Origin of the sequence: Asticcacaulis endophyticus, from assembly GCF_014652575.1 — a bacterium.
Classification (GTDB): Bacteria; Pseudomonadota; Alphaproteobacteria; order Caulobacterales; family Caulobacteraceae; genus Asticcacaulis; species Asticcacaulis endophyticus.
Map to the genome: position 1 here is coordinate 1,857,981 of NZ_BMZB01000001.1, position 25,994 is coordinate 1,883,974.

The 25,994-nt window shown below is 55.8% G+C and carries 22 protein-coding genes; 16 read left to right on the plus strand and 6 right to left on the minus strand.

The window, feature by feature from the left end:
- Window positions 1-228: 228 nt before the first annotated feature.
- The 12 genes from IE102_RS08320 (at window position 229) to IE102_RS08375 (ending at window position 14,992) form a co-directional block, all read left to right on the plus strand.
- Window positions 229-1,431 carry an acetyltransferase domain-containing protein gene (locus IE102_RS08320; protein WP_189485917.1) on the plus strand — a complete coding sequence of 401 codons (1,203 nt, stop codon included), beginning with the start codon at window positions 229-231 and terminating at the stop codon, window positions 1,429-1,431.
- 250 nt (window positions 1,432-1,681) lie between these two features.
- Window positions 1,682-3,820 (plus strand): TonB-dependent siderophore receptor, encoded by a 2,139-nt coding sequence (locus tag IE102_RS08325; protein ID WP_189485918.1) that lies wholly within the window; start codon window positions 1,682-1,684, stop codon window positions 3,818-3,820.
- 77 nt (window positions 3,821-3,897) lie between these two features.
- Window positions 3,898-4,824, plus strand: a complete 927-nt coding sequence (locus tag IE102_RS08330) for a 2-hydroxyacid dehydrogenase (protein WP_229807630.1) — start codon at window positions 3,898-3,900, stop codon at window positions 4,822-4,824.
- Between the two features lie 139 nt (window positions 4,825-4,963).
- Window positions 4,964-5,635 (plus strand): haloacid dehalogenase type II, encoded by a 672-nt coding sequence (locus IE102_RS08335; RefSeq protein ID WP_189485919.1) that lies wholly within the window; start codon window positions 4,964-4,966, stop codon window positions 5,633-5,635.
- 4 nt (window positions 5,636-5,639) lie between these two features.
- Window positions 5,640-6,950: an NAD(P)/FAD-dependent oxidoreductase gene (locus IE102_RS08340; RefSeq protein WP_189485920.1), complete on the plus strand. Its 1,311-nt coding sequence runs from the start codon at window positions 5,640-5,642 to the stop codon at window positions 6,948-6,950.
- Entirely contained in the window at window positions 6,950-8,482 is a 1,533-nt protein-coding gene (locus IE102_RS08345) for an ABC transporter substrate-binding protein (RefSeq protein WP_189485921.1), read from the plus strand. The genes IE102_RS08340 and IE102_RS08345 overlap by 1 nt, the downstream gene beginning before the upstream one ends.
- Window positions 8,482-9,432, plus strand: coding sequence for an ABC transporter permease (locus IE102_RS08350; protein WP_189485922.1), 951 nt, complete (start codon window positions 8,482-8,484; stop codon window positions 9,430-9,432). The genes IE102_RS08345 and IE102_RS08350 overlap by 1 nt, the downstream gene beginning before the upstream one ends.
- On the plus strand, window positions 9,429-10,310 hold the full coding sequence (locus IE102_RS08355; RefSeq protein WP_189485923.1) for an ABC transporter permease: 882 nt from the start codon (window positions 9,429-9,431) through the stop codon (window positions 10,308-10,310). Before IE102_RS08350 ends, IE102_RS08355 begins: the two co-directional genes overlap by 4 nt.
- Before the next feature lie 2 nt (window positions 10,311-10,312).
- Window positions 10,313-12,124 (plus strand): ABC transporter ATP-binding protein, encoded by a 1,812-nt coding sequence (locus IE102_RS08360; RefSeq protein ID WP_189485924.1) that lies wholly within the window; start codon window positions 10,313-10,315, stop codon window positions 12,122-12,124.
- A gap of 2 nt (window positions 12,125-12,126) precedes the next feature.
- Window positions 12,127-12,435, plus strand: coding sequence for a (2Fe-2S)-binding protein (locus IE102_RS08365; RefSeq protein ID WP_189485925.1), 309 nt, complete (start codon window positions 12,127-12,129; stop codon window positions 12,433-12,435).
- Entirely contained in the window at window positions 12,417-13,844 is a 1,428-nt protein-coding gene (locus tag IE102_RS08370; protein WP_189485926.1) for an FAD/NAD(P)-dependent oxidoreductase, read from the plus strand. Before IE102_RS08365 ends, IE102_RS08370 begins: the two co-directional genes overlap by 19 nt.
- Window positions 13,841-14,992 carry an NAD(P)/FAD-dependent oxidoreductase gene (locus IE102_RS08375; protein ID WP_189485927.1) on the plus strand — a complete coding sequence of 384 codons (1,152 nt, stop codon included), beginning with the start codon at window positions 13,841-13,843 and terminating at the stop codon, window positions 14,990-14,992. Before IE102_RS08370 ends, IE102_RS08375 begins: the two co-directional genes overlap by 4 nt.
- Window positions 14,993-15,091: 99 nt before the next feature.
- On the opposite strand, the gene IE102_RS08380 is transcribed toward IE102_RS08375, so the two are convergent.
- Complete coding sequence (locus IE102_RS08380; RefSeq protein ID WP_189485928.1) at window positions 15,092-16,579, minus strand: aldehyde dehydrogenase family protein; 1,488 nt, start codon at window positions 16,577-16,579, stop codon at window positions 15,092-15,094.
- 180 nt (window positions 16,580-16,759) lie between these two features.
- Here IE102_RS08380 and IE102_RS08385 point away from each other — a divergent pair, with 180 nt between their 5' ends.
- From IE102_RS08385 to IE102_RS08400, 4 genes are all read left to right on the plus strand, one after another.
- Window positions 16,760-17,623, plus strand: a complete 864-nt coding sequence (locus tag IE102_RS08385) for a GNAT family N-acetyltransferase (protein ID WP_189485929.1) — start codon at window positions 16,760-16,762, stop codon at window positions 17,621-17,623.
- A 67-nt stretch (window positions 17,624-17,690) separates the two neighbouring features.
- On the plus strand, window positions 17,691-19,106 hold the full coding sequence (locus IE102_RS08390; RefSeq protein WP_189485930.1) for an aminotransferase class III-fold pyridoxal phosphate-dependent enzyme: 1,416 nt from the start codon (window positions 17,691-17,693) through the stop codon (window positions 19,104-19,106).
- A gap of 137 nt (window positions 19,107-19,243) precedes the next feature.
- Window positions 19,244-19,744 carry an Lrp/AsnC family transcriptional regulator gene (locus IE102_RS08395; protein ID WP_189485931.1) on the plus strand — a complete coding sequence of 167 codons (501 nt, stop codon included), beginning with the start codon at window positions 19,244-19,246 and terminating at the stop codon, window positions 19,742-19,744.
- A 195-nt stretch (window positions 19,745-19,939) separates the two neighbouring features.
- On the plus strand, window positions 19,940-21,049 hold the full coding sequence (locus tag IE102_RS08400; protein ID WP_229807631.1) for a M20 aminoacylase family protein: 1,110 nt from the start codon (window positions 19,940-19,942) through the stop codon (window positions 21,047-21,049).
- Window positions 21,050-21,066: 17 nt separating this feature from the next.
- Here IE102_RS08400 and copD read toward each other — a convergent pair whose 3' ends face one another.
- The 5 genes from copD to IE102_RS08425 all read right to left on the minus strand — a co-directional run bounded on the left by copD (window position 21,067) and on the right by IE102_RS08425 (window position 25,654).
- Window positions 21,067-21,999 (minus strand): copper homeostasis membrane protein CopD, encoded by a 933-nt coding sequence (copD, locus tag IE102_RS08405; protein ID WP_189485933.1) that lies wholly within the window; start codon window positions 21,997-21,999, stop codon window positions 21,067-21,069.
- 10 nt (window positions 22,000-22,009) lie between these two features.
- Complete coding sequence (copC, locus tag IE102_RS08410) at window positions 22,010-22,372, minus strand: copper homeostasis periplasmic binding protein CopC (protein WP_189485934.1); 363 nt, start codon at window positions 22,370-22,372, stop codon at window positions 22,010-22,012.
- A gap of 24 nt (window positions 22,373-22,396) precedes the next feature.
- Window positions 22,397-23,113 carry a copper resistance protein B gene (locus tag IE102_RS08415; RefSeq protein ID WP_189485935.1) on the minus strand — a complete coding sequence of 239 codons (717 nt, stop codon included), beginning with the start codon at window positions 23,111-23,113 and terminating at the stop codon, window positions 22,397-22,399.
- The gene (locus IE102_RS08420) at window positions 23,097-24,740 is read right to left on the minus strand and encodes a copper resistance system multicopper oxidase (protein WP_189485936.1); all 1,644 of its coding nucleotides are present in this window, start codon (window positions 24,738-24,740) and stop codon (window positions 23,097-23,099) included. Before IE102_RS08420 ends, IE102_RS08415 begins: the two co-directional genes overlap by 17 nt.
- A 560-nt stretch (window positions 24,741-25,300) precedes the next feature.
- A complete protein-coding gene (locus tag IE102_RS08425; protein WP_189485937.1) occupies window positions 25,301-25,654 on the minus strand; it encodes a cupin domain-containing protein in 354 nt (117 codons plus the stop codon).
- Between the last annotated feature and the right edge of the window lie 340 nt (window positions 25,655-25,994).

Below are 25,994 nucleotides of genomic sequence, written 5' to 3' on the forward strand. Positions count from 1 at the left end.
CGTTTCACATGCGACAGATGCGCGACTTATGCTGTTTAGGGCATATTTTTGGTTAAAACCCTCTGTCGCACCGGTACATACGGCATGACGCCGAACAGGCCTTCATTAATATGTCATGATGCGTTCAGGTTCAGCGCGGCAATGGGGAAATGTCATAGACCCTGTTGACGAAACCGCGCGGGCTACGTAGGTGTTATAAAATAACATATTGAGTTGCGGAGGCCGTTGATGACCCAAGCCACCCCCCTATCGACATCCGGTGTTCTGTCGCCGCCAAAATCTGTCGCTATACCTGTTGCCAGCCAAAGATTGATTGCCATCGACGCTCTGCGCGGCTTTGTCATGGTGATCATGTTGCTGGATCACGTACGTGAGACGATTTTCCTGCATCATCAGGTGTCTGACCCCATGGCGGCCCTGACCACCGATCCGGCACTGTTTTTCACCCGCATCTCCAGCATGTTATGTGCGCCGGTGTTTGTGTTCCTGACCGGGCTTTCGGCCTGGTTATATGGTCAGAACCACACTAAAAAAGAAGTCTCGGCCTTCCTGATCAAGCGCGGGGCGTTCCTGATGCTTCTGGAGTTGTTCGTAGTCGGCATCGCCTGGTCGGGCAATCTGATCCCTCATACCTTTTGGTTACAGGTCATCTGGGCCATTGGACTGTGTATGATCGTTCTCTCATCCCTGATCTATCTGCCACGCAAGGCTCAGATTGCGTTGGGGCTAGTGATTGTTTGTGGCCATAATCTGCTCGACGGCATCAAGCTTGATGCCTCGTCCCCATTTTTTGTGCCATGGGCCATGCTGCATCAGCGCGATGTGATCCACCTGGGCGGCGACCTGATCGCCAAGACGACCTATCCTATTCTGCCGTGGATCGGTGTCATGCTGCTGGGGTATGCCATGGGGCCATGGTACGCCAAAGGATCGGATGCCGTGAAGCGTCAGAAGAACCTGATTGTGCTGGGTATTGGTCTGGTCATTGGTTTCGTTTTACTGCGGGCTTTGAATGTGTATGGCGATAAGCCCTGGTTTATCACCGATGAGCCGGTGCGCACCGTCATGAGCTTTCTGGCCCTGACGAAGTATCCGCCTTCACTGCTGTTTCTGATGCCGACCATTGGTGTGGGACTGATCCTGCTGAGTGTGTTTGAAAAAGCCGGTGAGGGGCCGGGTTTAAAGCAACTGGCCATTCTGGGCGGCGCGCCGATGTTCTTTTATCTGCTGCACTTGTTTGTCCTTAAAGCGTTTTATCTGAGCGGGGTGGCTATCTGGGGACTCAATCAGGGCGCATTTTTTGGCGTCAGTGTCCTATGGCCGGTGTGGGTGATGTGGCTGGTGATGATCGTGCCGCTGTATTTCCCGGCGCGCTGGTTCTCTAACCTCAAGAAGCGCCGCAAAGACTTGGCCTTCCTGCGGTATCTCTAAATTCAAGCCGCGATATAATCTGCGTTTTGATCGACGTTTACAAACGCTTCGCCTCAAATACCGCTGATTTTCGGACACAAAAACTTCATATTTGCGCCACTCTGATTATCAGCAAATAAAAAAATACATAAATATCGGGGCGAATACAGATTACGATTTAAGGCACCGCAGTAGTGTCCTGAGTGTGATCTTGAGGACGACGGAATTGGGTGAGCGTTGCTTTCATCTTTTGCAATAATAGGGGATTATTATGACTATTCTGAAGCACTACAAATCCGCCCTTTTGGCAGGCTCCGCACTTTTGCTGACGGCACCTGCCGCCTTTGCACAAGATGCCGCTCCGGCCGACAAGGTCGAAGAAGTTGTTATCCAGGGTAAGCGTCAGCCATTTCGCGGTGATGTGCCCTTAAGAAGCGTACCCCAAGCCGTGCAGGTACTTGATGGTGAAATGCTCAAGGATCTGGGCATCACCCGTCTGGATGCCGCGCTTGATATGGCTTCGGGCATTTCGCGCCAGAGCAATTTTGGGGGTCTGTGGGATTCGTTTGCTATTCGTGGGTTTGTTGGCGATCCGAACATGCCGTCCGGCTATCTGGTCAATGGTTATAACGAAGGCCGCGGTTACGGTGGCCCCCGCGATGCCGGCAATGTCGAGCGCATCGAAATCATCAAGGGACCTGGCTCGGCGCTGTTCGGTCGCGGTGAACCTGGCGGTACGGTCAATATTATCACCAAGAAGCCTAAGTTCTCTCAGGAAGGTTCGGTCAATGCGACGATCGGTGAATTTGATCTCTATCGTGTCGATGCCGATTACACCAACAGGATCACCAGCAATATCGCCGGACGCATTACGGGCTCCTATGAAGAAGCAGGCAGCTTCCGCGACACGATTGAATCAAAGAAATACAGCATCAATCCGTCGTTTCTGGCACGCCTGACCGATACGACGACGCTAACCTATGACCTGAGCATTACCCATCAGGAAGTGCCTTTCGATCGGGGTATCGTGGTGGTGAATGGTAACCTGAACACCGTGCCCGCCAACCGTTTCTTAGGAGAGCCCGGTGACGGACCGATCAAGATCAACGCGGTCGGCCATCAGTTCGGTATTGCCCAGAAAATCAGCACCAACTGGAATTTACTGTTAGGGCTGGGTATTCGCGATACCACCTTCCAGGGCTTCTCGACCGAAGCCGAACTGGCAACGGGCCGTCAAAAGCTCTATCTCGACGGCACCAACCTGTCGCGTCAGCGTCGTGAGCGTGATTATCAGACCTCAAGTGTTCTGCCGCGGGCTGAATTGTCGGGTCGCTTCAAGACCGGCAGCTTTACGCATCATATCCTGATCGGCGCGGATTACGAAGATCTGGAATATGATAATATTCAAAAGCGCTATCGTCCCGGCACAGCCTCATTAGCCCAAACTGAAGCGGCGGCCAATTCGGTCAATATCTTCAATCCGGCCTATGGCAAGCTGCCTGCCACAACAGCCGTGGTTACGAACACACTGGAAAAGGTTGAATCCAAGGGGATTTATCTTCAGGATCAGATCGACCTGACCGATCAGTGGAAATTCCGGATCGGTGGCCGCTATGACAAGTTTGAGCGCGAGTTCATCAACCGTGCCACTAATATTACGATCCCGGATGACATCTCGAAGTTCTCACCCATGGTCGGACTGGTGTATGAGCCTACTAAGACGGTGTCGGTCTATGCGTCTTATGGCGAAGGCTTCCGTCCTCAATCGGGTGCTGATGCCAGCAACAACCCGTTTGAGCCGGAATTGTCCAAGTCCATCGAGCTTGGCATGAAGGCTGAAGCCTTTGATGGTGCTTTGAGCGGTTCGATGTCGATCTATAAGGCGGAAAAGAGCAATATCCTGACCGCCGATCCGATTAATGCCAACTTCTCCATCGCTGTGGGTAAGGCCGAAAGCAAGGGCTTTGAAGCGGACGGTAAACTGGAATTACCCGGTGATATCAAGATCATGGCATCATATGCCTATACCGACGCCTATGTGTCGGAAGGGATGAAAGACCCTGATTTCAGCCTGACGGTGCTGGCCGGTGATCCCTTGATCAACGTTGCCAAAAACAGCGGCAATATCATGGTGTTCAAGGACTTCCATGCTGGTGATACCGTCTATAGCGTCGGTGCCCGTGCCAACTATGTCGGTGAACGTCTTGGCGAAACCGGCACCAAATTCATGCTGCCGGACTACACTCTGGTCAGCCTGTTTGCCGGTTATAAGCCGACCGAACACATCAAGGTCACGGCTGAGATCAATAACCTGTTCGACGAGGATTACTTCAGCGCCTCTTATTCGCGCCTGTGGATCATGCCGGGGGCTCCACGCACCGCCAAGATCAGCCTGGGCTATAGTTTCTAAACGACCACTCTACGACCTGGATTTAACTTTGCGCTCTCCTTTCACCTTAAGGAGGGCGCTTTTTTATGAAATTGATCATGAGCTTATTGTACAAATCTCAAGTGACGCGCGGTCAGGCCTGGCAGGCGATTTTTAGCCGTGAAATGCCCGATCTGGCCTTTCATATCTGGCCGGAACCTTGCGACCTTAAGGCCGTGAAATATCTGGTGACCTGGCAATTTACACCAAAACTGATCGATAGCCTGCCGGCATTAGAGGTGATCTTTTCCGTCGGGGCGGGCGCCGATCAGTTTGACCTTAGCCATGTGTCAGCCCACATCAAGGTCGTGCGGATGATCGATACGTCGATCAGTGACGGCATGGGCGAATATATCACCTTCGCTACACTCTATTTACACCGGCATATGATGGATTACCACCATCAGCAGGCCGCGGGAATATGGCATGAAATTCCGCTGATACCCGGCCCAAAGCGCACCGTCGGAATTATGGGCCTGGGGCAACTGGGACAGGTGGCGATCAATCGCCTCAAACCCTTTGGGTTTAAATTGCGCGGTTGGAGCCGTTCGGCGCATCAAATTGACGGCGTGGAAGGCTTTGCCGGAGAGGGGGAACTCAAAGCTTTTTTGGCCGGTTGTGATATCCTGATTTGCCTGTTGCCACTGACGGCTGAAACTACCGGAATATTATGCCGCAGTCTGTTTGAAAGCCTGCCAAAAGGTGCCAGCGTGATCAATGCTGGGCGCGGGGGGCACCTGGTTGAGGCTGATCTGATTGATGCGTTGTATAGTGGCCAGCTTTCAGGCGCGGTGATTGATGTGCTGAGTGTTGAACCGGCGCCGGCTACGCACTCTTTCTTCAATCATCCCCGTATTTTGCTGACACCGCACATCGCAGCCATGACCGATGCGGATAGTGCCGGGCACGTCCTTTTGGACAATGTGCGCCGTCATCGCTCAGGGCAGGATATGGTTGGACAGATCGACCGAAAACGCGGCTATTGAGGCTTGAAATCCATCACGGCAAATTATGCTGATTATTTGCCGTGAAAAGATGCTTTGTCATCGATTTTGAGGCGTAATCGGCGCGATAGCGGAGTCTAAACTGCGTTAAGGTCGGCATATAATCTTCGAAAGTATTCCCATGACCATCACCTTCCGACCGAAATATATCAGCTTTGATTGCTACGGCACCCTGATCTATTTCCAGATGGCGCCGATGGCGCGCAAGCTGTTCGCTGATCGCGTAGCACCTGAACACATGGACGCCTTCTGCAAGGATTTTTCCAGTTACCGTCTTGATGAGGTCCTGGGGGATTGGAAGCCCTATTACGAGATCGTCTATAATTCGGTTCTGCGTACGGCTAATCGCTGGAAGGTGCCCTTTCGCGAATCTGATGTGGCCGAAATCTACGCTGCTGTGCCGACCTGGGGCCCGCATCCGGATGTCACGGCCGGGCTTGCCAAGATCGCTGACAAAATTCCGCTGGTGATATTGTCCAATGCCATGGACACGCAGATCCCGTCCAATGTCACCAACCTTGGCGTGCCGTTCTACCGTGTTTACACTGCCCAGCAAGCCAAGGCCTATAAGCCGCGTTTGCGTCCATTTGAATACATGATCCAGTCTCTGGACGCCAAGCCCGAAGACTTCCTGCACGTGTCGTCATCCATGCGCTATGACATAATGTCGGCTAATGATATCGGCATCAAGGACAAAGCCTTCGTCAATCGTGGCCATGAGCCGGGTACGCCTTTCTATAACTACGCCGAAATCAGTGATATTGGTGGTCTGGCGGGTCTGGTAGGTTTGTAATCACATGAGCGCCGTCGCCCATCCCCTCGGTTTGTCCTACTGGCTTGATACGGCCCCGGCCTTTACCGGTGCGGTCGAAGGACCCGTTGCGGGACAGTATGATGTCTGCGTTGTCGGGGCGGGGTTTACCGGGTTGTCGGCGGCGCTTTATCTGGCCAGGACGGGCGCTAAGGTCGTGGTGGTCGAGGCTGGTGACGTTATGGGTGCTGCGTCAGGGCGCAATGGTGGTCAGTGCAATTCCGGCACCGCCCACGATTACGGTGCCTTGGCGAACCGTTTAGGTAAGGATCAGGCCAAGGCCATGTACCGTGCCTATGCGGCTTCGGTCGATACGGTGGAGGCCATGGCTCACGATGAAGCTATTGATTGCGATTTTAACCGCTGTGGACGCCTTAAGCTGGCGACTAAACCAGAGCATTTCCAAAAGCTGGAAAAGGCTTATGAGCGACTGATTGTGGACGGCGTTGACCGCCATGTAAAGCTGGTTCAGCCTGCCGATATGGCATCTGAGATTGGCTCAACTCAATTTCATGGTGGTCTGGTGCAAACCACGGGGGCGCAATTGCATGTTGGCCGCTTCGGACGCGGTCTGGCCGATCGGGCTGTGTCGGCGGGTGCGCAGATTTTCGACCAATGTGCCGTCAGCGCCATTCGGCGCCTGAGTGACGCAAAATTTGAGGTTACCTCACAGCGCGGCACATTTGAAGCGGCGCATATCCTGCTGGCCACTGGCGGCACGGGACCAAGTTCGTCTAATTCTGAGCCCTTTCAGTATTTCCGCAAGCGTATTGTTCCGGTCGGCAGCTTTATCATCGCGACCGAACCTTTGTCTGAGGCCGTTCTCGATCAGATCGTCCCGACCCGTCGCAACTATGTGACCTCCAAGAATGTTGGCAACTATTTCCGAGTTTCGCCCGACCATCGGCTAATCTTTGGCGGTCGGGCGCGTTTTGCCATGTCGAGCCCGCGTTCCGACGGCAAGAGCGGTGAGGTGCTTAAGCGCGCCATGACGGATATTTTCCCCCAGCTTATGGGCGTCCGCATTGAGTATTGCTGGGGCGGGCAGGTCGATATGACCGAAGATCGCCTGCCACGCGCCGGCACTCATGAGGGCATGTCGTTTGCCATGGGCTATAGCGGTCATGGCGTGCAGATGTCGGTGCATATGGGACAGGTCATGGGCGCGAAAATCGCCGGTCGTGAAGCTGAGAATCCCTGGGATTTAAACTGGTCGGCTATTCCGTTCTACACGGGTCGGCCATGGTTTTTGCCGGTTGTCGGGGCCTATTATAAGCTTCAGGACATTTTACACTGATGGCTCAGGACCTTGCTCATCGTCGTGACGTTCTGACCGGGCTGACCGCCACGGCGGCAGGCTTGTGGTTGCCGCAAACCGTGCAGGCCCAACCTAAGCCCAAGCGCGGCGGTCGTATTCGCGTGGCCTGTATGTCCAGTTCTATGGCCGATACGCTTGATCCGGCCAAGGGGGCATTGTCCACCGATTATGTGCGCCACTACATGTTCTATAGCGGCCTGACCCAATATGATAAGGGCCTGACCTATAAACTGGCCCTGGCTCAGTCAATTGAGACCAAAGACCGCATTACCTGGGTCGTCACCTTACGTAAGGGCGTTGTGTTCCACGATGGGGCAAGATTGAAACCGGCAGATGTCGTCTATTCGATTAATCGCCATAAAAATCCGGATACTTCGTCCAAAGTCAAGCCGATTGCCGAGCAGTTTGCACAAGTGTCGCAAACTGGCCCTTCGGAAGTTACCATCCGCCTGACCACGGCCAATGCCGATTTGCCGATGATTTTGGCCGCCTCGCACTTTGTGATCATCAAGGCGGGCACGACCGATTTCAAAACCGCTATCGGCACAGGCCCCTATCGTTGTACGCAGTTTAAGCCGGGGGTGCGTACCGTTGGCACGCGTTTTGACAATTACTGGAAATCAGGCCTGCCCTATCTGGATGAGATCGAATTGATCGGCATCCCGGATGAGGTGTCACGGGTCAATGCGCTATTGTCAGGCGATGTACAGTTGATCAGTCCGATCAATCCACGTTCGACCCGTCGGGTGCGCGGATCAAACAAGCATACCGTAGTTGAGACCAAATCAAGCCTCTATACCGATCTGATTGTGCGTCAGGATGCCTTTGGTGGCGAAGACTTTACCCTCGGCATAAAACACCTGCTGAACCGCCAACTCATCTCCAAGGCATTGTTCAGAGGCTTTGCGACGATTGGCAATGATCAACCGATTGCGCCCAACAATCCCTATTACCTCGAAGGCTTGCCTCAACGGACGTTTGATCCGGATAAAGCAAGGTTCCACTTCAAACGGGCCGGAATTGGTCGCACGCGCGTACCCTTGTTTGCCTCGCCTGCGGCCGAAGGCTCGGTCGAGATGGCCATGATCATGCAGGAGGCCGGGGCCAATCTGGGGCTCAATCTCGAAGTCAAACGCGTACCCGCCGATGGCTACTGGTCGCATCACTGGATGAAGCACCCCCTGACCTTTGGCAATATCAATCCGCGCCCAACGGCTGATCTGGTGTTCAGTCTGTTCTTCAAATCCGACGCGCCGTGGAATGAATCCGGGTGGAAGAATGCCCGCTTTGATCAATTGTTGACTCTGGCGCGTGCCGAAGCCGATGAGGCCAAGCGCAAAAGCCTGTACGGTGATATGCAAACCATCGTCCATGAAAAGGGCGGTGTGGGTATCCCGGTATTCATCAGTCTGGTTGATGCCTATGATAAGCGCCTGATGGGCTATGAGCCGGTGCCGATTGGTGGGCTGATGGGCTATGGTTTTGCTGAATATGTGTGGTGGGGGGCGTGATGCGCGTCGGTCTTCTCATCTTGAAACGCCTCGGCGCGGCCTTACTGACCTTGTGGCTGGTATCGCTGTTAGTGTTTATCCTAAGCTCGATGCTGCCCGGTGATGCGGCGTCAGAGATGCTGGGCCAAAGCGCAACCCCTGAAGCCGTTGCCGCTTTGCGCTTGAAGCTAGGCCTCGATCAGCCCCTCTATGTGCGATATTTTCAGTGGTTGTTCGGTCTGGTGTCGGGGCATCCCGGTCAATCAATGATCAGCGGTCTGCCGGTTGCGGAAATTATCGGCACGAGGCTGCCCAAATCCCTGTTTCTGGCCGGTTTGACCGCCTTGGTATCGGTGCCGGTGTCGCTGACCATTGGTATTGTTTCGGCGATCTATCGCAACAGCTTCATTGACCGGGCACTTAATGTCATGACCCTGTCGATGGTGGCGGTGCCTGAATTTCTGGTGGCGACGCTGTCGGTATTGGTGTTTGCAGTGAGCCTGCGTTGGCTGCCGGCCTTGACGATCATTCCTGATGTCGCCGATCCGGCATCAATTGCGCGGGCCTATGCCTTACCTGTCATGACCCTGTGCTTTGTGGTGGTGGCCCAGATGGCGCGCATGACCCGCGCTGCTGTCGCCGATCAACTGGATCAGCCCTATGTTGAGATGGCCGTACTCAAAGGCCTCACCAAACCACGGGTTATCCTGCGCCATGTCCTGCCCAATGCCACGGGGCCCATCGTCAATGCGGTGGCCTTGTCATTGTCCTATCTGCTGGGTGGTGTGGTCATTGTTGAAACCGTTTTCAATTATCCCGGCGTGGCCAGCCTGATTGTCGATGCGGTCACCAGCCGCGACATGCCGCTTCTGCTCGCCTGCACCATGGTGTTCTGCACGGCCTATATGGTTTTGGTGCTGATTGCTGATGTGGCGGCCATTCTGGCTAATCCGAGGCTTGCGCGCTCATGAGAAAATCCTATTCCCTTGATGCTGAAGCCCTGCCGCAAGATGGACTTGCGGTGGCGGAGCGCGCCTGGAAATCCCTTTCGATATCCGGGCGTGTAGGTCTGGTGTTGGTGATTTTTTGGCTGTTTATCGCTGTCTTTGGGGCCTTTCTGTCGCCCTATAGCCCCAGCGCCTTTGTCGCCGACGATGTGTTCCTGCCCATGAGTGCCACCCACTGGCTGGGCAGCGATTATCTGGGACGCGATACCTTAAGCCGCGTGTTAAGCGGCACACGCTATACTGTGGGGTTGGCATTTTTTGGGGCGCTGTTGGCCAGTGCTACAGGCACCTTTCTGGCGCTGTATGCCGCCGTAAGCCAGGGCGTACTCGATGAGGTGATCAGCCGATTGATGGATACGCTCATTTCAATCCCGTCCAAGATTTTCGCTTTGGTTTTGGTGGCGGTATTTGGTGCGTCCTTGCCGTTGTTGTTGCTGACTGCGGCGATCATCTATCTTCCGGGATCGTATCGTATTGCCAGGGCATTGGCCGTCAATCTTAATTCTATGGATTATGTAGAAGTGGCCCGTGTCCGCGGTGAGCGTAAGCTCTACATCGTTTTTCATGAAATCCTGCCCAACATGCTCAATCCGATGATGGCCGATTTCGGTTTGCGATTTGTGTTCGTGGTGCTGCTGCTGAGTGGCATGAGCTTCCTGGGCCTTGGGGTGCAGCCGCCCGCCGCCGATCTGGGGTCGCTGGTGCGTGAGAACATGTCGGGCTTGCAGGATATTGCCCCGGCCATTCTGGCGCCCGCCATCGCCATCGCCACCTTGACCATCGGCGTCAACCTGTTGATCGATGCCTTGCCGCAATCCGGTAATGGCAAGGGAGGGCACTGAGCATGGCCGTTACCGTCAATGTCAGCCACCTTAAGGTCGCCGCACGCGGTGAGGGCGGGATGCCCATTCCCATCATTCGTGACGTCAGCTTTTCTATCAAAAAGGGCGAGGTTTTGGCCCTGATCGGTGAGTCCGGTTCAGGGAAATCAACCATTGCCCTGTCGCTGATGGGCTATACACGTCCTGGGCTTGAGGTCGTGGGCGGCCGCATTCAGGTCGGTGATCAGGATGTATTGGCGCTGAAATCGGATGAACTGCGCGCCCTGCGGGGTAAGACTGTGGCCTATGTCGCCCAAAGTGCTGCCGCCAGCTTTAATCCGGTAGTGCGTATCATGGATCAGGTGATCGAGACCGCCGTGACCACGCAGATGTGCACGCGTGCCGTGGCTGAGGCCAAGGCTATTGGTTTGTTTAAATCTTTGGCGTTACCTAACCCCGAAACATTAGGCCATCGTTACCCCCACGAGGTATCCGGCGGGCAGTTGCAGCGGTTGATGGCGGCTATGGCTCTGATGGCTGATCCGGCCCTGGTGATCTTTGATGAGCCGACAACGGCACTGGATGTCACGACCCAGATTGAGGTGCTTCGGGCCTTCAAAGCGGCGGTCAAGGAACGGGGTGTCACCGCGGTTTATGTCTCTCACGATCTGGCGGTGGTGGCACAAATCGCCGATCAGATCGTTGTCCTGCAACACGGCGAAGTCCGTGAGGCTGGCCAGCGTGATCAGATACTGCACGAACCTGATGCCGATTACACCCAAAGCCTGATGCAGGCCGCGCAGCCCGAAAAACGGGTACGTCCGTCACCGGCCAAAGCCTTGGGGACGATGGCGCCTATCCTGCAAATTAAGGGCATGAAGGCGGGTTACGGCAAGGCCCGTGACGGCAGTTTGCAAAAGACGGTACTTGATAATATCGATCTGACCATTGAACCGGGGCGGGCTTTAGGAATTATCGGCGAGTCTGGCTCAGGCAAATCGACCCTGGCGCGGGTGATCGCCGGGATGTTGCCGCCGGCCGCCGGACAAGTGTGTTTTCATGGTGAGGTGTTACCACCGTCGCTACGCGCCCGCAGTCGTGATCAACTCCGGCGCATCCAGATAGTGTTCCAGAACGCCGATACTGCCATCAATCCTGCCCAGACGGTGGGCGAAGTGCTGGCCCGACCGCTACAGTTCTATTACGGCCTGAAAGGTCAGGCCCTGACGAAGCGGGTGAACGAACTGCTTGATTTGATCCGCATGCCGTCATCAAGTGCTGATCGGCTGTGTCGCAAGATGTCGGGTGGCCAAAAACAGCGGGTCAACCTGGCGCGAGCGCTGGCCGCCAAGCCCGACCTGATCCTGTGCGACGAAGTGACCTCAGCGCTGGATTCAGTGGTCGCCGCAGCTATTCTCGACCTAATGGCGGAGCTGCGTCATGAGTTGAACCTGACCTATGTCTTCATCAGCCACGATATTTCTGCCGTGCGGGCCGTGTGCGATGATATCATGGTGCTCTATGCCGGTACTCAGGTCGAAGCGGGGCAATCGCAGGCCTTTAAATCGGCACCTTATCATCCTTATACCGACCTTCTCATTTCTTCGGTGCCGCAATTGCGTCGCGGCTGGCTGGAAGAGGCGCGTCCCGGCAGTTCGGGCGCACAAGCGCAACCCGAAGATGGCCTGTGTCGCTTCCTGCCACGCTGCTCGCTCAAAATCCCCGGTCTGTGCGATACCATGCCCGCCCCGCGTCATGCCCTGAGTGATGGACGCAACATCCTTTGTCATCTTGATGAGCCTTCTTTGAGGGCCGCCCAACTGGAGACTGTCTGACTATGGCCCCGCGTTTTTACCGATTGGCGGAAACCGGCCGTAAGGTTGTCAATCTTACGCTCGACGGGCAGCCCGTCGCGGCCCTCGAAGGTGATACCTTGATGGTGGCGCTGCTGAGTGCCCATGGCCATCTGCGTCGGTCTGAGTTTGGCGATGGGACGCGCGCCGGATTTTGCCTGATGGGGGCTTGTCAGGATTGCTGGGTGTGGACCGAAGACGGCGAGCGCTTACGGTCCTGCTCAACGGCGGTCAGTGACGGCCTGAATATACGCACTAACCCTCCGGAGGTTTCATGGTCGGACGTGCTCTAAACACACTGAAGGTCGTTATCATCGGGGCCGGACCCGCCGGAGTACGTGCCGCGCAAACCTTGGTGGCAGCGGGTGTGCGCCCAACCGTCATCGATGAAGGCCGCCGCGCGGGGGGGCAGATATATCGTCGCCAACCGGATAATTTTACGCGTAGCCTTGAAACCCTGTACGGCACCGAGGCGTCTCGCGCGCAAGGTATTCACGATACCTTTGACGGTTTGGTCGATCAGATCGACTATCTGCCGGAAACTCTGGTGTGGAATATCTCTGACGGGCGGGTGTTTGCCGTCTCAGAAAAGCGTGAAACGACGATCGAATACGATGCCCTGATCATATGTTCAGGGGCTACGGATCGGCTGATGCCTGTCAAGGGCTGGGACATGGCTGGGGTCTACAGCTTGGGCGGCTCGCAGGTGGCGTTGAAATCGCAAGCGGTGTCGATTGGCCAGCGGGTGATCTTCATGGGCACGGGGCCGTTGCTGTATCTGGTGGCCAGCCAGTATCTCAAGGCCGGCGCCGGAGTGGTGGCAGTGCTCGACACGTCCAGCTTTATCAAGCGAGTGGTGGCAGCCCCAAAGCTGATGAGTGCGCCCGACGCATTGATCAATGGTCTGAAATTTACGTTGGCTCTGAAAGCCGCCGGTGTTCCAGTATTGACGGGTATCAGGCCGCTTGAAATCACCGGTGACGTCGAATCTGGCGTGTCGGGTCTGATCTTTGAGACGGGGGCTGGCGAACACCGTGAGATCAAGGGCGACGCCGTGGCCATGGGGTATCACCTGCGCCCGGAAACCCAACTGGCGGATCTGACGCGCTGCGAGTTCGCCTTCGATGAAAAGTCGCACCTGTGGTATCCGAAGGTCGATGAAGACGGGCGGGCGACCACGGCCAATGTTTATCTGGCCGGAGACGGGGCGCGCATCTTAGGGGCGCGGGCGGCGGAGGTCAGCGGCAAGCTGGCGGCGCTGGCGTGCCTGAAAGACGCCGGGGCACCGGTCTTAGACAATGAGATTATGGCTCTGCGGCAGGATATGGCCTGCTGGAAGCGCTTTGCCACTGGCTTGCGTGAGGCGTTCCCGTGGCCCGCAGAGCAGGCGGCGAAACTGCCCGATGAAACCGTCGTTTGTCGTTGCGAAGCCATCACGGCCGGTGAACTACGCCGCACCGTCAATGCCATGGGGGCCAAGGAAGCCAACCGCGCCAAGGCTTTCAGCCGTGTGGGCATGGGCAGGTGTCAGGGGCGGTATTGTGCGTTGGCTGGAGCTGAGATTATCGCGGCAGCGGCCGGGATTCCTGTGTCTGAGGCGGGGCGTCTGCGGGGTCAGGCCCCGGTCAAGCCCTTGCCCATCTGTATAGAGGACGACGAAGCGGCAGCGGCCATTTCCACTGTACGAGAACTGACTAAATGAGCCAATCTGTCAATAATCAGTCGGATGTCATCATAATTGGTGGTGGCTTGATGGGGGCGTCGGCAGCCTTTTTCCTGCGTCAGCGCAATCGCTCGGTGACCTTGCTGGAAACGGGCCTGATCGGTCAGCAGGCGTCGGGCGTCAATTTTGGCAATGTTCGCCGTCAGGGCCGTCCTCTGTTTCAGTTACCTTTGGCCGGTCGGGCCTCGCCGATATGGCGCAATATGAACGCACTTCTGGGCGAAGACGTCGAATATATTCAGTCCGGTCACATGCGGGTCTGCTACCGTGAGCGCGCCGAACTGGCCGACAGTTTTGAAACCTATGCCCGTGAGGCCAGACAGTACGGCCTTGATCTTGAAATCCTCAGTGGCAATGCCTTGCGCCAAAAGTTTCCGTTTCTGGGGCCGGACGTCTATGCCGGTTCCTATTCAGCGACCGATGGCCATGCCAATCCGCGTCTGGCGGCCCCGGCCTTTGGGCGGGCGGCAGCACGTTTGGGGGCCAACATCTGCGAAAATACCGAGGTGGTGCGGGCTGAAAAAGACGGCGTAGACTTTCGAGTGACGGCCAAAGGCGGTCGGGTGTTCAAAGCGCCGGTGCTGCTGGTGACCGCAGGTGCCTGGGGCAATGCCTTGTCGGAACAGTTTGGCGAGCCCGTACCCTTGACGCCGCGTGGTCCCAATATGTCAGTGACCGAACCCGTGCCCTATACTCTCATGCCGACGGTGGGGGTTTCGACGCCTCTGGAGATCGAGACCGTCTATTTTCGGCAAATTCCGCGCGGTAATATCATTATTGGCGGCTCCACCCGTGCAGCGTCCTACCCGGATATCCGCCGCGCCTATGTGAAGCCGGAAAATACCCTGACCCAGCTTCGCGAAATCCGTCGACTGGTGCCAGCCTTGGGGCGGCTTAATATCATTCGCACCTGGAGCGGTATCGAGGGTTATATGCCCGATTCGCTGCCTGCCATGGGGCCATCGGGGACTACCAGCGGGCTTTATTACGCGTTTGGGTTTTCCGGGTCTGGCTTTCAGGTCGGCCCGGCGGTCGGTGACGTTATGGCAGAACTGATCGATGAAGGGGCCACGACCACGCCTATAGAGATGTACGATATTCGTCGTTTGAAACCGGTTGCGGTTTAATGAGCGGCTTGAAATAAAGAAGGGCGTGTCTCAGGGGGGATTTGAGACACGCCCTTTGCAGTTAGCCAGCGGGGAGCCGCTGACAATGCCCTGATGTGATTAGAACTCTATCAGGGCCGTTTTGAATTTCAGATTGGCTTCGAACGCCTGCCGCCCCAGATCCTTGCCAATGCCGGAGCGCTTATAGCCGCCGGTCGGCAGGATGAAATCATGACTGCGACCATAACGGTTGATCCACACCGTGCCCGCTTCAAGGCGGCGCATACCACGCATGGCGCGCTCAAGATCAGAGGTGAAAATACCGGCCGCCAGACCATACTGGGTGTCGTTGGCCAAGGCGTAAGCTTCGTCTTCGTCGGTAAAGGTTTGCACGGTAAGTACCGGCCCGAACAGCTCTTCACGCACGGCCTCAGTAGTTTGATTAACCCCCGACAGGATGGTGGGCGTGTAATAGGCCCCTGATGAAGGGCCATCAGCACGGCCCGATCCGGTGATCAGTTCAGCGCCGCCCGTCAGGGTGCGTTTAACGATGGCGTCGATATCATCGAACTGCTTAGCTGAAATGATCGGTGGTAAGGTGGCTGTGCTATCCCAGGTCGGTCCGGCGCGCAGGCTTTGGAAAATCGTTGTCACCCGCGCGATGAGTGTGTCGGCTATGCCCGCCTGCACGATCAGGCGCGATCCGGCGACGCAGACCTGGCCGGCATTGAGGGTGATGGCACGGGCAATGGTTGCCGCAACCTTATCCACGTCCTTGATATCGTCAAACACTACTTGAGGGCTTTTACCCCCCAGCTCCAGGGTAACAGGCTTGGGCCCCGATTGAGCGCAGGCGGCCATGATCGCCGATCCGGTGCGGGTTGAACCGGTAAAGGTCACTTTGGCGATCTTGGGGTGGCGCACCAGTGCGTCCCCAGCTTCGTGCCCAAGGCCCTGAATGACATTAAAAATACCCGCCGGAATTCCCGCCGTTATGGCCAATTCTGCCAGCCTGACCATCGAAAACGGAGTCAATTCCGAGGGCTTGAGCACCACGGCATTGCCGGCGGCCAAGGCGGGAGCGACTTTCCAGCTTCCCATCACCAAGGGCAGGTTCCACGGCGATATGGCCCCGATCACACCGTAAGGCTCGGCAATAATCAGGCCCAGTTTGTCGGACGAAGTCGCCGCGACATCGCCACCCATCTTGTCGGCAAATTCGGCATAAAAGCGAATGCCCTCGGCGGTAAAAGGGATATCCCACGCCTTGACATCAACCAGAGGGCGGGTCGATCCCACCGCTTCGAGAGGCGCCAGAGCTTCTACATCTGCATCGATCAGATCAGCCCACCGGCGCAGGATTTTCATGCGATCACGTGGTGGCATGGTCGCCCAGCCGCTCTGTTTGAACGCTTGGGCGGCATTTTCTACCGCGGCATCAACCTCATCCGCTGTGGCGCAGGGGATATAGCCATAGACCTGCCCATCCGAAGGGCGGCGAACATCGAGAGGCTGACCTGCACCGTTTACCCGTTGGCCGCCGATAAAGTGCGTGCCTTTTATAGTGATAGTATTGGGGTCGATATCGTAAGCGGTGAGGGCGGACATGGCTGTTTCGACTCTTAAACATAAGGCTGAATTGCCTCCCAAATTTAATCTCCGGTCGCGGCAGATGCAGGGGCAAAAGAACCCGAAAGTCGCAAGATTGTTCTGAATTGCTTGCGACTGCGGCATGGAATGCCATGGATTCGGCGCTATAGATTGAGGGTATTGAGTAAGGATGCAGTAATGGACACTGTGACGGACGCGGCCTTAAGTTTCCGAGCGATGACGCCGGCTGATCTTGATCAGGCCTATGGCCTGTCCATGGCGGTTCGTTGGCCCCATCGCCGCGAAGACTGGTCAGCACTGTTACGCCTCGGGCAGGGCTTTGTTGCCGAAAGTAAGGGGCAAATTGTCGGCACTACCATGTTATGGCCGTACGGCGCAGATGCCGCCAGCCTGGGGATGGTCATCGTGGCTGAAGATTATCAGGGGCAAGGCATAGGCCGTCAGTTGATGAATGCCGCCCTGAAAGCCGCCGATGGCCGAACCGTGCAGCTAAATGCCACCGACGAAGGCCTGCCGCTCTATCAAAAACTGGGCTTTGTGCCGGTTGGGGCCATCCATCAGCATCAGGGGTCTGCCTTTTCCATGCCGGTCATTGAATTGGGTGAAGGTGAGCGTTTGCGCCCCATGGGGACTTCGGATCGCCCGGCACTTATTCAACTGGATACAGAAGTTACCGGTCTTGAACGTGAGGGCCTTTATAGGGCCGTGTTTGCTAAGGCCAAGGGTATCGTCATTGATTGCGAGGGTGACATCCGTGGCTTTGCGTTGATGCGCCGTTTCGGGCGGGGCTACAGTATTGGCCCGGTTATTGCCCGCGACCTGAATGGTGCCAAGGCGATTATCTCTTACTGGCTGGGCTCAAATCCAGGTTTGTTTATTCGCCTGGATGTCACTGAGGAGAGCGGTCTCACGCCTTGGCTTGATGAAGCAGGCCTTACTCAGGTAGGGCGGGTCGTCACCATGAAACGTGCGGCAGTCACAAAACCGGCAACGGACTCATCACTCAAATTATTCGCCATCACCAGTCAGGCCTTGGGTTAGCGCATCCCATCGGGCCTGGGTTTTATTTATACAGACCTCGAATTTTTGCAAAGAAAGCTTATTTGCCATGTCCCTGTTACGGGCCGCTATCGATACAACTGCTCTGGTTTCACCGTTGGTGGAGATTGATCGTCAGCACCTTATTCACCCGGTCAGTTCCATGCGTGCCCATGAGGCGCGCGGGGCCACAGTCCTGACCTCTGGTAAGGGCATGTATGTGCGCGATGCCGACGGCAATGACCTGCTGGATGCCTTTGCAGGACTATGGTGTGTTAATGTTGGCTATGGTCAGGACAGTATCGTCAAGGCGGCGGCCGAGCAGATGACAAAATTGCCCTATGCCACAGGTTATTTTCACTTTGCCAGCGAACCGGCCATCCTGTTGGCTGAGCGTCTGATTGAGCTGGCCCCGAACTCGTTGAACCGCGTCTATTTTACGCTGGGCGGTTCGGATGCCGTAGACTCGGCCATCCGCTTTATCACCAACTATTATAATGTTATGGACAAGCCTTCAAAGAAGCAGTTCATCGCCCTGGAGCGTGGTTATCATGGCTCCAGCTCGACGGGGGCGGGCTTGACAGCTTTGGCGGCGTTCCACCGTAATATGGACCTGCCGTTGCCGAACCAGCACTACATATCATCACCCTATCCCTATCGCCATAAAACAGAGACGGATGACGCCGGTATTATTGCGCAGTCGGTTCGCGAACTGAAAGCCAAAGTCGAATCCCTGGGTGGGCCTGATCATGTGGCGGCTTTCTTCTGCGAGCCAATTCAAGGGTCCGGCGGGGTCATCGTGCCACCCAAAGGTTGGCTTAAGGCGATCCGTCAGGCCTGTACGGAACTGGGTATTCTGTTGGTGGTCGATGAAGTTATCACCGGCTTTGGCCGCACGGGGCCAATGTTTGCCTGTGAACACGAAGGCGTTGAACCTGACCTGATGACGGTCGCCAAGGGATTGACGGCCGGTTATGCCCCGATGGGCGCCGTTCTGATGTCCGAAGACATCTATCAGGTTCTGGCGTCGTCTACGGCATCCGGTGCAACGATCGGCCATGGCTACACCTATTCCGGCCATCCGGTGTCGGCTGCCGTTGGTTTGGAAGTGCTGCGCCTGTATACGGACGGCGGCGTTCTGGCCAATGGACAGATGGTGGCGCGCGATTTCGCCGGTGGGCTGGATTCTTTGAAAACCAATCCGATCGTGGGTGATGTGCGTGGTCAGGGATTGCTGGGGGCGATTGAATTGGTGGCCAACAAAGACACCAAGGCGCGCTTTGATCCGGCGTTGAAATTACCAGATCGCCTCTTCGCCAAGGGCTATGAGAATGGCGTCATTTTCCGGGCGTTCGGAGATAATATCATTGGTCTGGCGCCGGCACTGGTGGCCACCCCTGATGAAATATGGTCGATTTTCGAGCGCATCGGCAAGACCTTGGATGATTTACTTGAAGAAAGCGATATCCGTGCCGCGTTGAGCTAAAATCGACTGCGGTAGATTATGCTGTAATATGCGCCAGCTTGCGCGTATCGGCAAACCAAACTACGGTGTTGTTTGATGGATTTGTTCAACTGAATATGCTGAATTGCCTAACTTAAACTCAAGAGTACACTCACAACATGGCGGGGCAGAATCTCAAGCTTGATCGTATCGACCTGAAGATCCTGTCGGAACTTCAAAAGGCCGGACGCATCACCAATGTCGAGTTGGCGGAGCTGGTCGGCCTGTCACCGAGCCCCTGTTTGACGCGTGTGAAACGATTGGAGCAATCGGGCTATATCACCGGCTATGGGGCGCAGATTAATCTGCATAAGCTGGGCGATTTCATCACCGTATTCACCGAAGTTACCTTGCAAGATCACCGTGCCAATGACTTTGCTCGTTTTGAAACGAAGACCAAGGGTATTGATGAAATCATCGAGTGCCACCTGGTTAGCGGCGGGTATGATTACCTGCTGAAGTTCGTAACCCCTTCCGTTGCCACCTATCAGGCGATTATCGAAAACATGTTGGAAGGTGATTACGGTATCGAAAAATATTTTAGCTACATCGTCATCAAATCAAGGTTCGTCAAACATCACTATCCATTGCAACGTCTGTTCGGCGAAAAGAAGACTTAAGGCGGACGTCAGCTCAGCACAATATGTTGCGTTCAAGCTGAATTTAGCCGTAATCGACTGACGCTTACGCCATTTCGATCTGCCGTATCGCTCAATTTGGGCGCATAGTGGTGTGTAAGACAAATGTATGAGGCTATGGTGAGCACAGACCAGACATTCCCAGACATCGCTGATCTAATTGGGCCTCTCATAGAATTGCGCCACGATCTGCATGCGCATCCGGAGTTAGGGTTTCAGGAACACCGGACGGCCGCACTGATTGCCGAAAAGCTGGGTGAACTGGGACTTGAGGTGCATACCGGCATTGGGGGCACCGGCGTTGTGGGCGTGCTTAAGGTCGGCACTTCCAGCAAAAGCATTGGTTTGCGGGCTGATATGGATGCCTTGCCGATTCAGGAACAAACAGGATTGGCCTATGCCAGCCGTCATCCCGGTGTCTTTCATGGCTGTGGTCACGACGGCCACATGACCATGTTGCTGGGGGCGGCACAGTATCTGTCGCGTACCCGCCGCTTTGATGGCACCGTCAATTTCATTTTCCAGCCAGCCGAAGAAGGTCTGGGCGGAGCGCGGGCTATGATCAAGGATGGCTTGTTCGATAAATGCCCGACGGATCAGGTCTATGCTTTGCACAACTGGCCTGATCTCAAAGCGGGGCAAGCGGCCACACGTCCGGGGCCGATTATGGCGGCAGCGGATCGGTTTGAAATCACCGTTGAGGGCCGGGGCGGCCACGCCGCCTTGCCGCATCAGACACCCGATGCACTGCTGGCCGCCAGCCAGTTGGTGACCCAACTCAACACCATCGTGTCGCGGCGCATACCGGCGACCTCATCGGCGGTGTTGTCGGTGACGCAGATGCACGGTGGTCACGCTCACAATGTCCTGCCGCCATCGGTAACGATCGTCGGTACTGTCCGAAGCTTTGATGCGGTTTATCAGGATGTTATTGAGCAGGCTTTGCGCGAGATGTCGGCCGGTGTGGCCTTGAGCAGCGGCACCAAGATCACGGTTGAATATGATCGTTACTATCCAGCGACCCTGAACCACACCGCCGAAGCCGCGGAGGCTTTAACCGCCGCCGCCTGTGTGTGCGACGCCCATCTGGCACCTGATCCGGCATTCACATCTGAGGATTTCGCCTTCATGCTTCAGGCCAAGCCCGGGGCCTATATGTGGCTGGGCCAAGGCGGCAAGACCGGTAGCCAACCACTGCACCATCCCAAATATGACTTTAATGATGAGGTCATCCCCTTGGGGCTGCGCTGGCACGCTACTCTGGCGGAGCGTTATCTGGCCGCCTGATCTATATAGGCCAGTTTTTACAGTGCTGATATCGGTTCCAGCATGCCCAAAACCGCGACAACAACCAGCACCGCCATGCCCGCCGCAGTTTCCAAAATTAAACTATGGCGCAGGGCTTTGACGGCATCATCGACATAGCCGGGCTGGGCATGGTCAAGGCTGCCTTCAAACTGTGGCGTCAGTTGAAAACGGTTGAGTGCGGCCAGAACCAGCATCCCGATAAAGATGGCTAACTTGGCCAATAACCACAGACCATAGGGCGAGGTGGTGATCAGTGACAGGCGGTCAAGTCCTATCAGGAACAGGCTGTTGATCACGCCACTGAGAACTAAAACCGCCACTAAGGCTGTGCCCATGCCGGAAAAGCCATGCAGGGCTTCGTAAAGCGCCTTTTGATGGTGAGCGGGTTGTGTGTTGGTGGTCAGCAGCAAGATCAGAAACGCCATCAGTGCCCCGATCCACAAAGCGGCAGCCAACAGATGGGCGATATCGCTGATCAGATGGGTCATAGCCCCACGACCTTCGGTGGCGGCTCCGTGACCGGTCCAGGCAAAGCTAATCATGATCAATGCGCCTGTGACGGCACTAACCCACCATAAGCGCTGGGTGGCTGGGAGGGTAAACAGGCAAATCAGTAAGAACAGACCAAGGCCGATGCGCGCGCCTATCCCGGCTCCCCAGGAGGTGCCGGTTAAGACGATATCAATGGCGGCCCAATCCAGTTGCGACAGGGACACACCGTTCATCATCGCCGCTTGCGAGGCAAGGGACAGGGCGGCCCCTATCAACAGTATTATTGCGCAAGCACGCAGGAATGGACGTGGCCAGCCCAGTCGGCTGGCGGCGGCATCGCCCTGTTTAGGCAGGAAGGCGATGAAAAACACCGCCGTGCCAAACAGGCCGCTGGCCGCGGCATATTGCAGAAACCGTGCAAGACTGGCCAATTCCATTATCGTTGACCTATTTCACGGTGAAGGTGAACTCGCCGGTGACCCGGTGGCCATCGGAGGTGACCGCGTGCCAGTTGACCTTATAAAGGCCGGGGGCCAGTGGTGCCTTGGGCTTGGCCGTCATCATCATGCCGCTGGAATCCACGGTCGGCGTGACATCGATCTTGGCGCCATCGGCGGTCGTGATGTCAAAGCTCGACAGCTTAGCGGCCATCTTTTCATTGAAGTGCAGCATGATGGTCTTAGGTGAAGGCCCTGTTGACCCCGCCGCCGGCATAGCGGTTTGCAACTTGGCGTGGGCCAGAGCCTGCGTCGAAACGGTAGCGGCGATCATCAGGGTGGCGGCCGCGATCAGGTTCATCAACTTTTTCATAGAGATATCCTTTCAATTCAAAAATTAAAACAGCCAGCGAATGCCGACATTAAGAGAGAGGGTTTCAGGCTTTTCGCCCTCAGCGCGGGCAAACTCAGCGGTGTCGCCAAATTTGCGCTCGTAACGAAGGTCGACATAGGGCGCAAAACGGCGGCTGAATTCGTACCGGGTTTGCAGACCGATTTCGGCTGACGTCAGGCCGGAGCCCAGACCGATCAGGGCATCCTCTTTGGCGTTAAGATTGACCTCGGCATAGGGCTGCATAATCAGGCGATTGGTCAGCAGCCATTCGTTTTCCTGACGCAGACGCGCGCTGACCGCGCCATCGTCCCGAACGAACAAATGGGCCCCAGTTTCAAAGAAATAGGGTGCCAGCCCTTCAACGCCTGCCGTAAGGTAAGTATGGCCCTTGGGTTCGGCATCATACCTTACGCCGACCTGTGCATCCCAGAAGGTGGCGATATTGCGGCTGTAGAGGCCCCAGACTTCGGCCTCTTCAAGATCGCCGTCGGTGAGTTCCCCTTCGCTGATCAGTTTCAGCTTATGGGTATCGCCGCCGAACCAGGCGTCTACGTCCCACGACGCAGTATCCGTATTTTTAGTGCGCCCAAAATCCGTTTCCAGTTTGACCGCATGATAGGTGGCGCCGACATGATCGTGGGTGGCATTCTCAGCCGCAAGGCTGAGTGAAGGGAAGGCGATCAGTGCCACGATCAAAAGGGGCTTAGTTATGATGGTCATGGGCGGCCTCCTTATGAGGTGTCGCCTCATGTGGCGTCATAGCAACGCCGGGGGCATTGACGATGAAGCTGGTCATCATGCCTGACGACATGTGGTAAAGCAGGTGACAATGCAGTGGCCAGTTGCCGACCTCATTAGCGGTCAACAGCACCGAAGCGCTTTGCCCAGGTGGGACGATCAGGGTGTGTTTATTGGGCAGAGAGTCCATCGATTGACCGTTTTCCAGTTGCACGAACATGCCGTGCAGATGAACCGGATGAGCCATCATCGTCTCGTTGATATAGATGATGCGTACCCGCTCATTGAAGGTCGTTTGAATGCCATCGGCCGGATCAAAGGTCTTGCCGTTGATCGTCCAGATATAGCGCTCCATATTGCCCCCCAGACGAACCGTAATGTCGCGGGTGGGCTCACGGGTGTCCATTTGCGGTGTCAGGCTTTCCAGATCGCTGTAAATCAACACCTTAGTGCCTTCGGGGGCTCCGGTCTGCGCCCAGCCGCTGTCGGGCATATCTGACATGTCCATATCCGGATCGTCGCGCATCATGATTTCCATGTTCATGTCTGACATGGTGAGGGTGGCGCGTGGACGTTGAGCCGGGATATCGCCACGCAGTCCTTCACGCGGAGCGAGGGTGCCCAGGGCAAAGCCTTCGCGGTCAAGGGATTCGGCGGCAATTGTGTAGGCCTTATCATCCTTGGGCTCGACAATTACGTCATAGGTTTCGGCATTGCCAAAGCGGAACTCGTCGACCTCGACTGGCACGACGGGCTGGCCATCAGCCGCGACGACCGTCATCTTTAGCCCCGGAATACGGATATCGTACATGGTCATGGCCGAAGCATTGATGAAGCGCAGTCGTACCTTTTCGCCGGGGGTAAACATCCCAGTCCAGTTCTGATCATTGGTCATGCCGTTGACCAGAAAATGATAGCCGGTGACGTCGGACAGGTCAGATGGCAACATGCGCATCTTGCCCCACTCACCGGAGGTTTTCAGCGCCTTTTTAAGACCATGGGTACGGACGTCTTTGAAGAAATCCCCGACCGTGCGGCGATTGTACTGATAATAATCTGAGGATTTTTTGAGGTTGCCGAGAATCTGATCGGCCGTTTCACGATTAAAATCCGACAGCAATACGACATAATCGCGGTCAGCTTTAATAGGCTCCGGTATCTTTGGATCAATAACAATGCCCGCATAAAGGCCTTCCTGTTCCTGCCCCATGGTGTGCGCGTGATACCAGTAGGTGCCGGATTGGCGGATGGGGAAACGATAGGTGAAGCTTTCGCCGGGCTTGATACCTTCAAAGCCGTTAAACCCCGGTGCGCCGTCCATCAGGCCAGGCAGCAGAACGCCATGCCAGTGAACAGACGTCGCTTCACGTTTCATAGCGTTTTTGACATGGATGACGGCGTCATCGCCTTCGCTAAAGCGCAGCACCGGCCCAGGAATGGTGCCGTTGACGGTAATCTTACTCAGCTTTTCACCGGTGATGGTGACGTCCTGACGGTCGATCGTCAGGGTATATTCGCGGGTTTCAGCGGTCGCGGTGGCGGGCATAAGCGCCAGCCCCCACAGCCCCATGCTCCATAAGCAAAGACCCGCAATAATTGCGTGTTTCATATGATGTTTCCAGAAAACAGATAGGTTTGCCGCCTGTAAGGGACGGCTTGCAATCGATAGAGTTCTGGTCAGGCTCTGGGGGGGCGCTCCAGAGCATCCACCATGCGACCGCGGACATGTGAGTCGTCGCGGCGTGGTAAAGACAGAGTGTGCGCATAAATCATCGGTGACTCACCCAGCAGGGGTGATCCCATAAGACCCGTTGTCGCCGGGCAGTGGGTGAGAGCGCAATCGCAGGAATCGGCGCAGTCAGATGATGATTGGGAAGACGACGACTTAGCTGGAGCGTGCGTTTTCATCGACGCAGCGTTCATGTCATGGCACGGGGAGGTGGCCTCAGTTGCGTGATGAACCATTTCGATAGGAGCGGGGGTATGCGCATGCGTCGTCGATGACATGGCCACGAAGGCGAACATCACCAAGGTCAACAAACCGGATAGACGCTTTAGCATGGTTTTATATTAGGCCTACTAGGCTGTCTTGCAAACCTGTATTTTAAACGCACAGACAGCATATTCGGTTTATTGCAGGTTCTTAAACAGTCATCCCTGCGAAAAGGTTCAGGCGATAACCCAGATTTTGCGCACGGTTTCAATCGTCCGCCATGTGCCGGTGTATCCTGGTTTCATGATGAAATAATCGCCGGCACGGTAAGTGATAGGCTCATGGTCGTCTTCGGTGATCTCCGCCACGCCTGACAATATGGCGCAAAATTCCCAGGCCTCCCCCTTGATTGAGCGGTTGGTGCCGGGGGTTGACTCGAATATTCCAGCACGCACGGCCCCGTCTTTGGCACTGTCGATATCCCAGTTTCGACAAATAATGTCGCCTTCGAGCACCCGATCGGCCGGCGGCGTATATTCATGCGGTTCACCAAGATTGTCGAGATTGAAGGTAATAAGGCGTCGGGTCATGGGCGCGGCTCCGGTCACACTCTGATGTTGCTCGCTTCTATAAGTCGGTGGGGGCGGCATTGGCTTTTGAAAACAGGGCGTCTTCGGCATAAGCTTCTGTATTGGTCATCAATACCGGCCAAGCCTATTATACTTTCCTGACTACGCTGTGTCGCCCGTCACACTGCCTATGTCGTAAGGGCGCTAACGTGTCAAATCTGTCCCATAATATGACAGCCACCAGACACGGCTCAAACGCTGTTAGAGCTTTATGCTCCGGACTCTTAAGCTGTTCGCAATCACTGAGACAGAACTGAACGCCATGGCGGCGGATGCGATAATGGGTGACAGCAGTACACCA

Coding starts and splice junctions, on each gene's coding strand:
- IE102_RS08320 (WP_189485917.1), top strand. CDS start 229: ATGACCCAAGCCACCCCCCTATCGACATCCGGTGTTCTGTCGCCGCCA.
- IE102_RS08325 (WP_189485918.1), top strand. CDS start 1,682: ATGACTATTCTGAAGCACTACAAATCCGCCCTTTTGGCAGGCTCCGCA.
- IE102_RS08330 (WP_229807630.1), top strand. CDS start 3,898: ATGAGCTTATTGTACAAATCTCAAGTGACGCGCGGTCAGGCCTGGCAG.
- IE102_RS08335 (WP_189485919.1), top strand. CDS start 4,964: ATGACCATCACCTTCCGACCGAAATATATCAGCTTTGATTGCTACGGC.
- IE102_RS08340 (WP_189485920.1), top strand. CDS start 5,640: ATGAGCGCCGTCGCCCATCCCCTCGGTTTGTCCTACTGGCTTGATACG.
- IE102_RS08345 (WP_189485921.1), top strand. CDS start 6,950: ATGGCTCAGGACCTTGCTCATCGTCGTGACGTTCTGACCGGGCTGACC.
- IE102_RS08350 (WP_189485922.1), top strand. CDS start 8,482: ATGCGCGTCGGTCTTCTCATCTTGAAACGCCTCGGCGCGGCCTTACTG.
- IE102_RS08355 (WP_189485923.1), top strand. CDS start 9,429: ATGAGAAAATCCTATTCCCTTGATGCTGAAGCCCTGCCGCAAGATGGA.
- IE102_RS08360 (WP_189485924.1), top strand. CDS start 10,313: ATGGCCGTTACCGTCAATGTCAGCCACCTTAAGGTCGCCGCACGCGGT.
- IE102_RS08365 (WP_189485925.1), top strand. CDS start 12,127: ATGGCCCCGCGTTTTTACCGATTGGCGGAAACCGGCCGTAAGGTTGTC.
- IE102_RS08370 (WP_189485926.1), top strand. CDS start 12,417: ATGGTCGGACGTGCTCTAAACACACTGAAGGTCGTTATCATCGGGGCC.
- IE102_RS08375 (WP_189485927.1), top strand. CDS start 13,841: ATGAGCCAATCTGTCAATAATCAGTCGGATGTCATCATAATTGGTGGT.
- IE102_RS08380 (WP_189485928.1), bottom strand. CDS start 16,579: ATGTCCGCCCTCACCGCTTACGATATCGACCCCAATACTATCACTATA.
- IE102_RS08385 (WP_189485929.1), top strand. CDS start 16,760: ATGGACACTGTGACGGACGCGGCCTTAAGTTTCCGAGCGATGACGCCG.
- IE102_RS08390 (WP_189485930.1), top strand. CDS start 17,691: ATGTCCCTGTTACGGGCCGCTATCGATACAACTGCTCTGGTTTCACCG.
- IE102_RS08395 (WP_189485931.1), top strand. CDS start 19,244: ATGGCGGGGCAGAATCTCAAGCTTGATCGTATCGACCTGAAGATCCTG.
- copD (WP_189485933.1), bottom strand. CDS start 21,999: ATGGAATTGGCCAGTCTTGCACGGTTTCTGCAATATGCCGCGGCCAGC.
- copC (WP_189485934.1), bottom strand. CDS start 22,372: ATGAAAAAGTTGATGAACCTGATCGCGGCCGCCACCCTGATGATCGCC.
- IE102_RS08415 (WP_189485935.1), bottom strand. CDS start 23,113: ATGACCATCATAACTAAGCCCCTTTTGATCGTGGCACTGATCGCCTTC.
- IE102_RS08420 (WP_189485936.1), bottom strand. CDS start 24,740: ATGAAACACGCAATTATTGCGGGTCTTTGCTTATGGAGCATGGGGCTG.
- IE102_RS08425 (WP_189485937.1), bottom strand. CDS start 25,654: ATGACCCGACGCCTTATTACCTTCAATCTCGACAATCTTGGTGAACCG.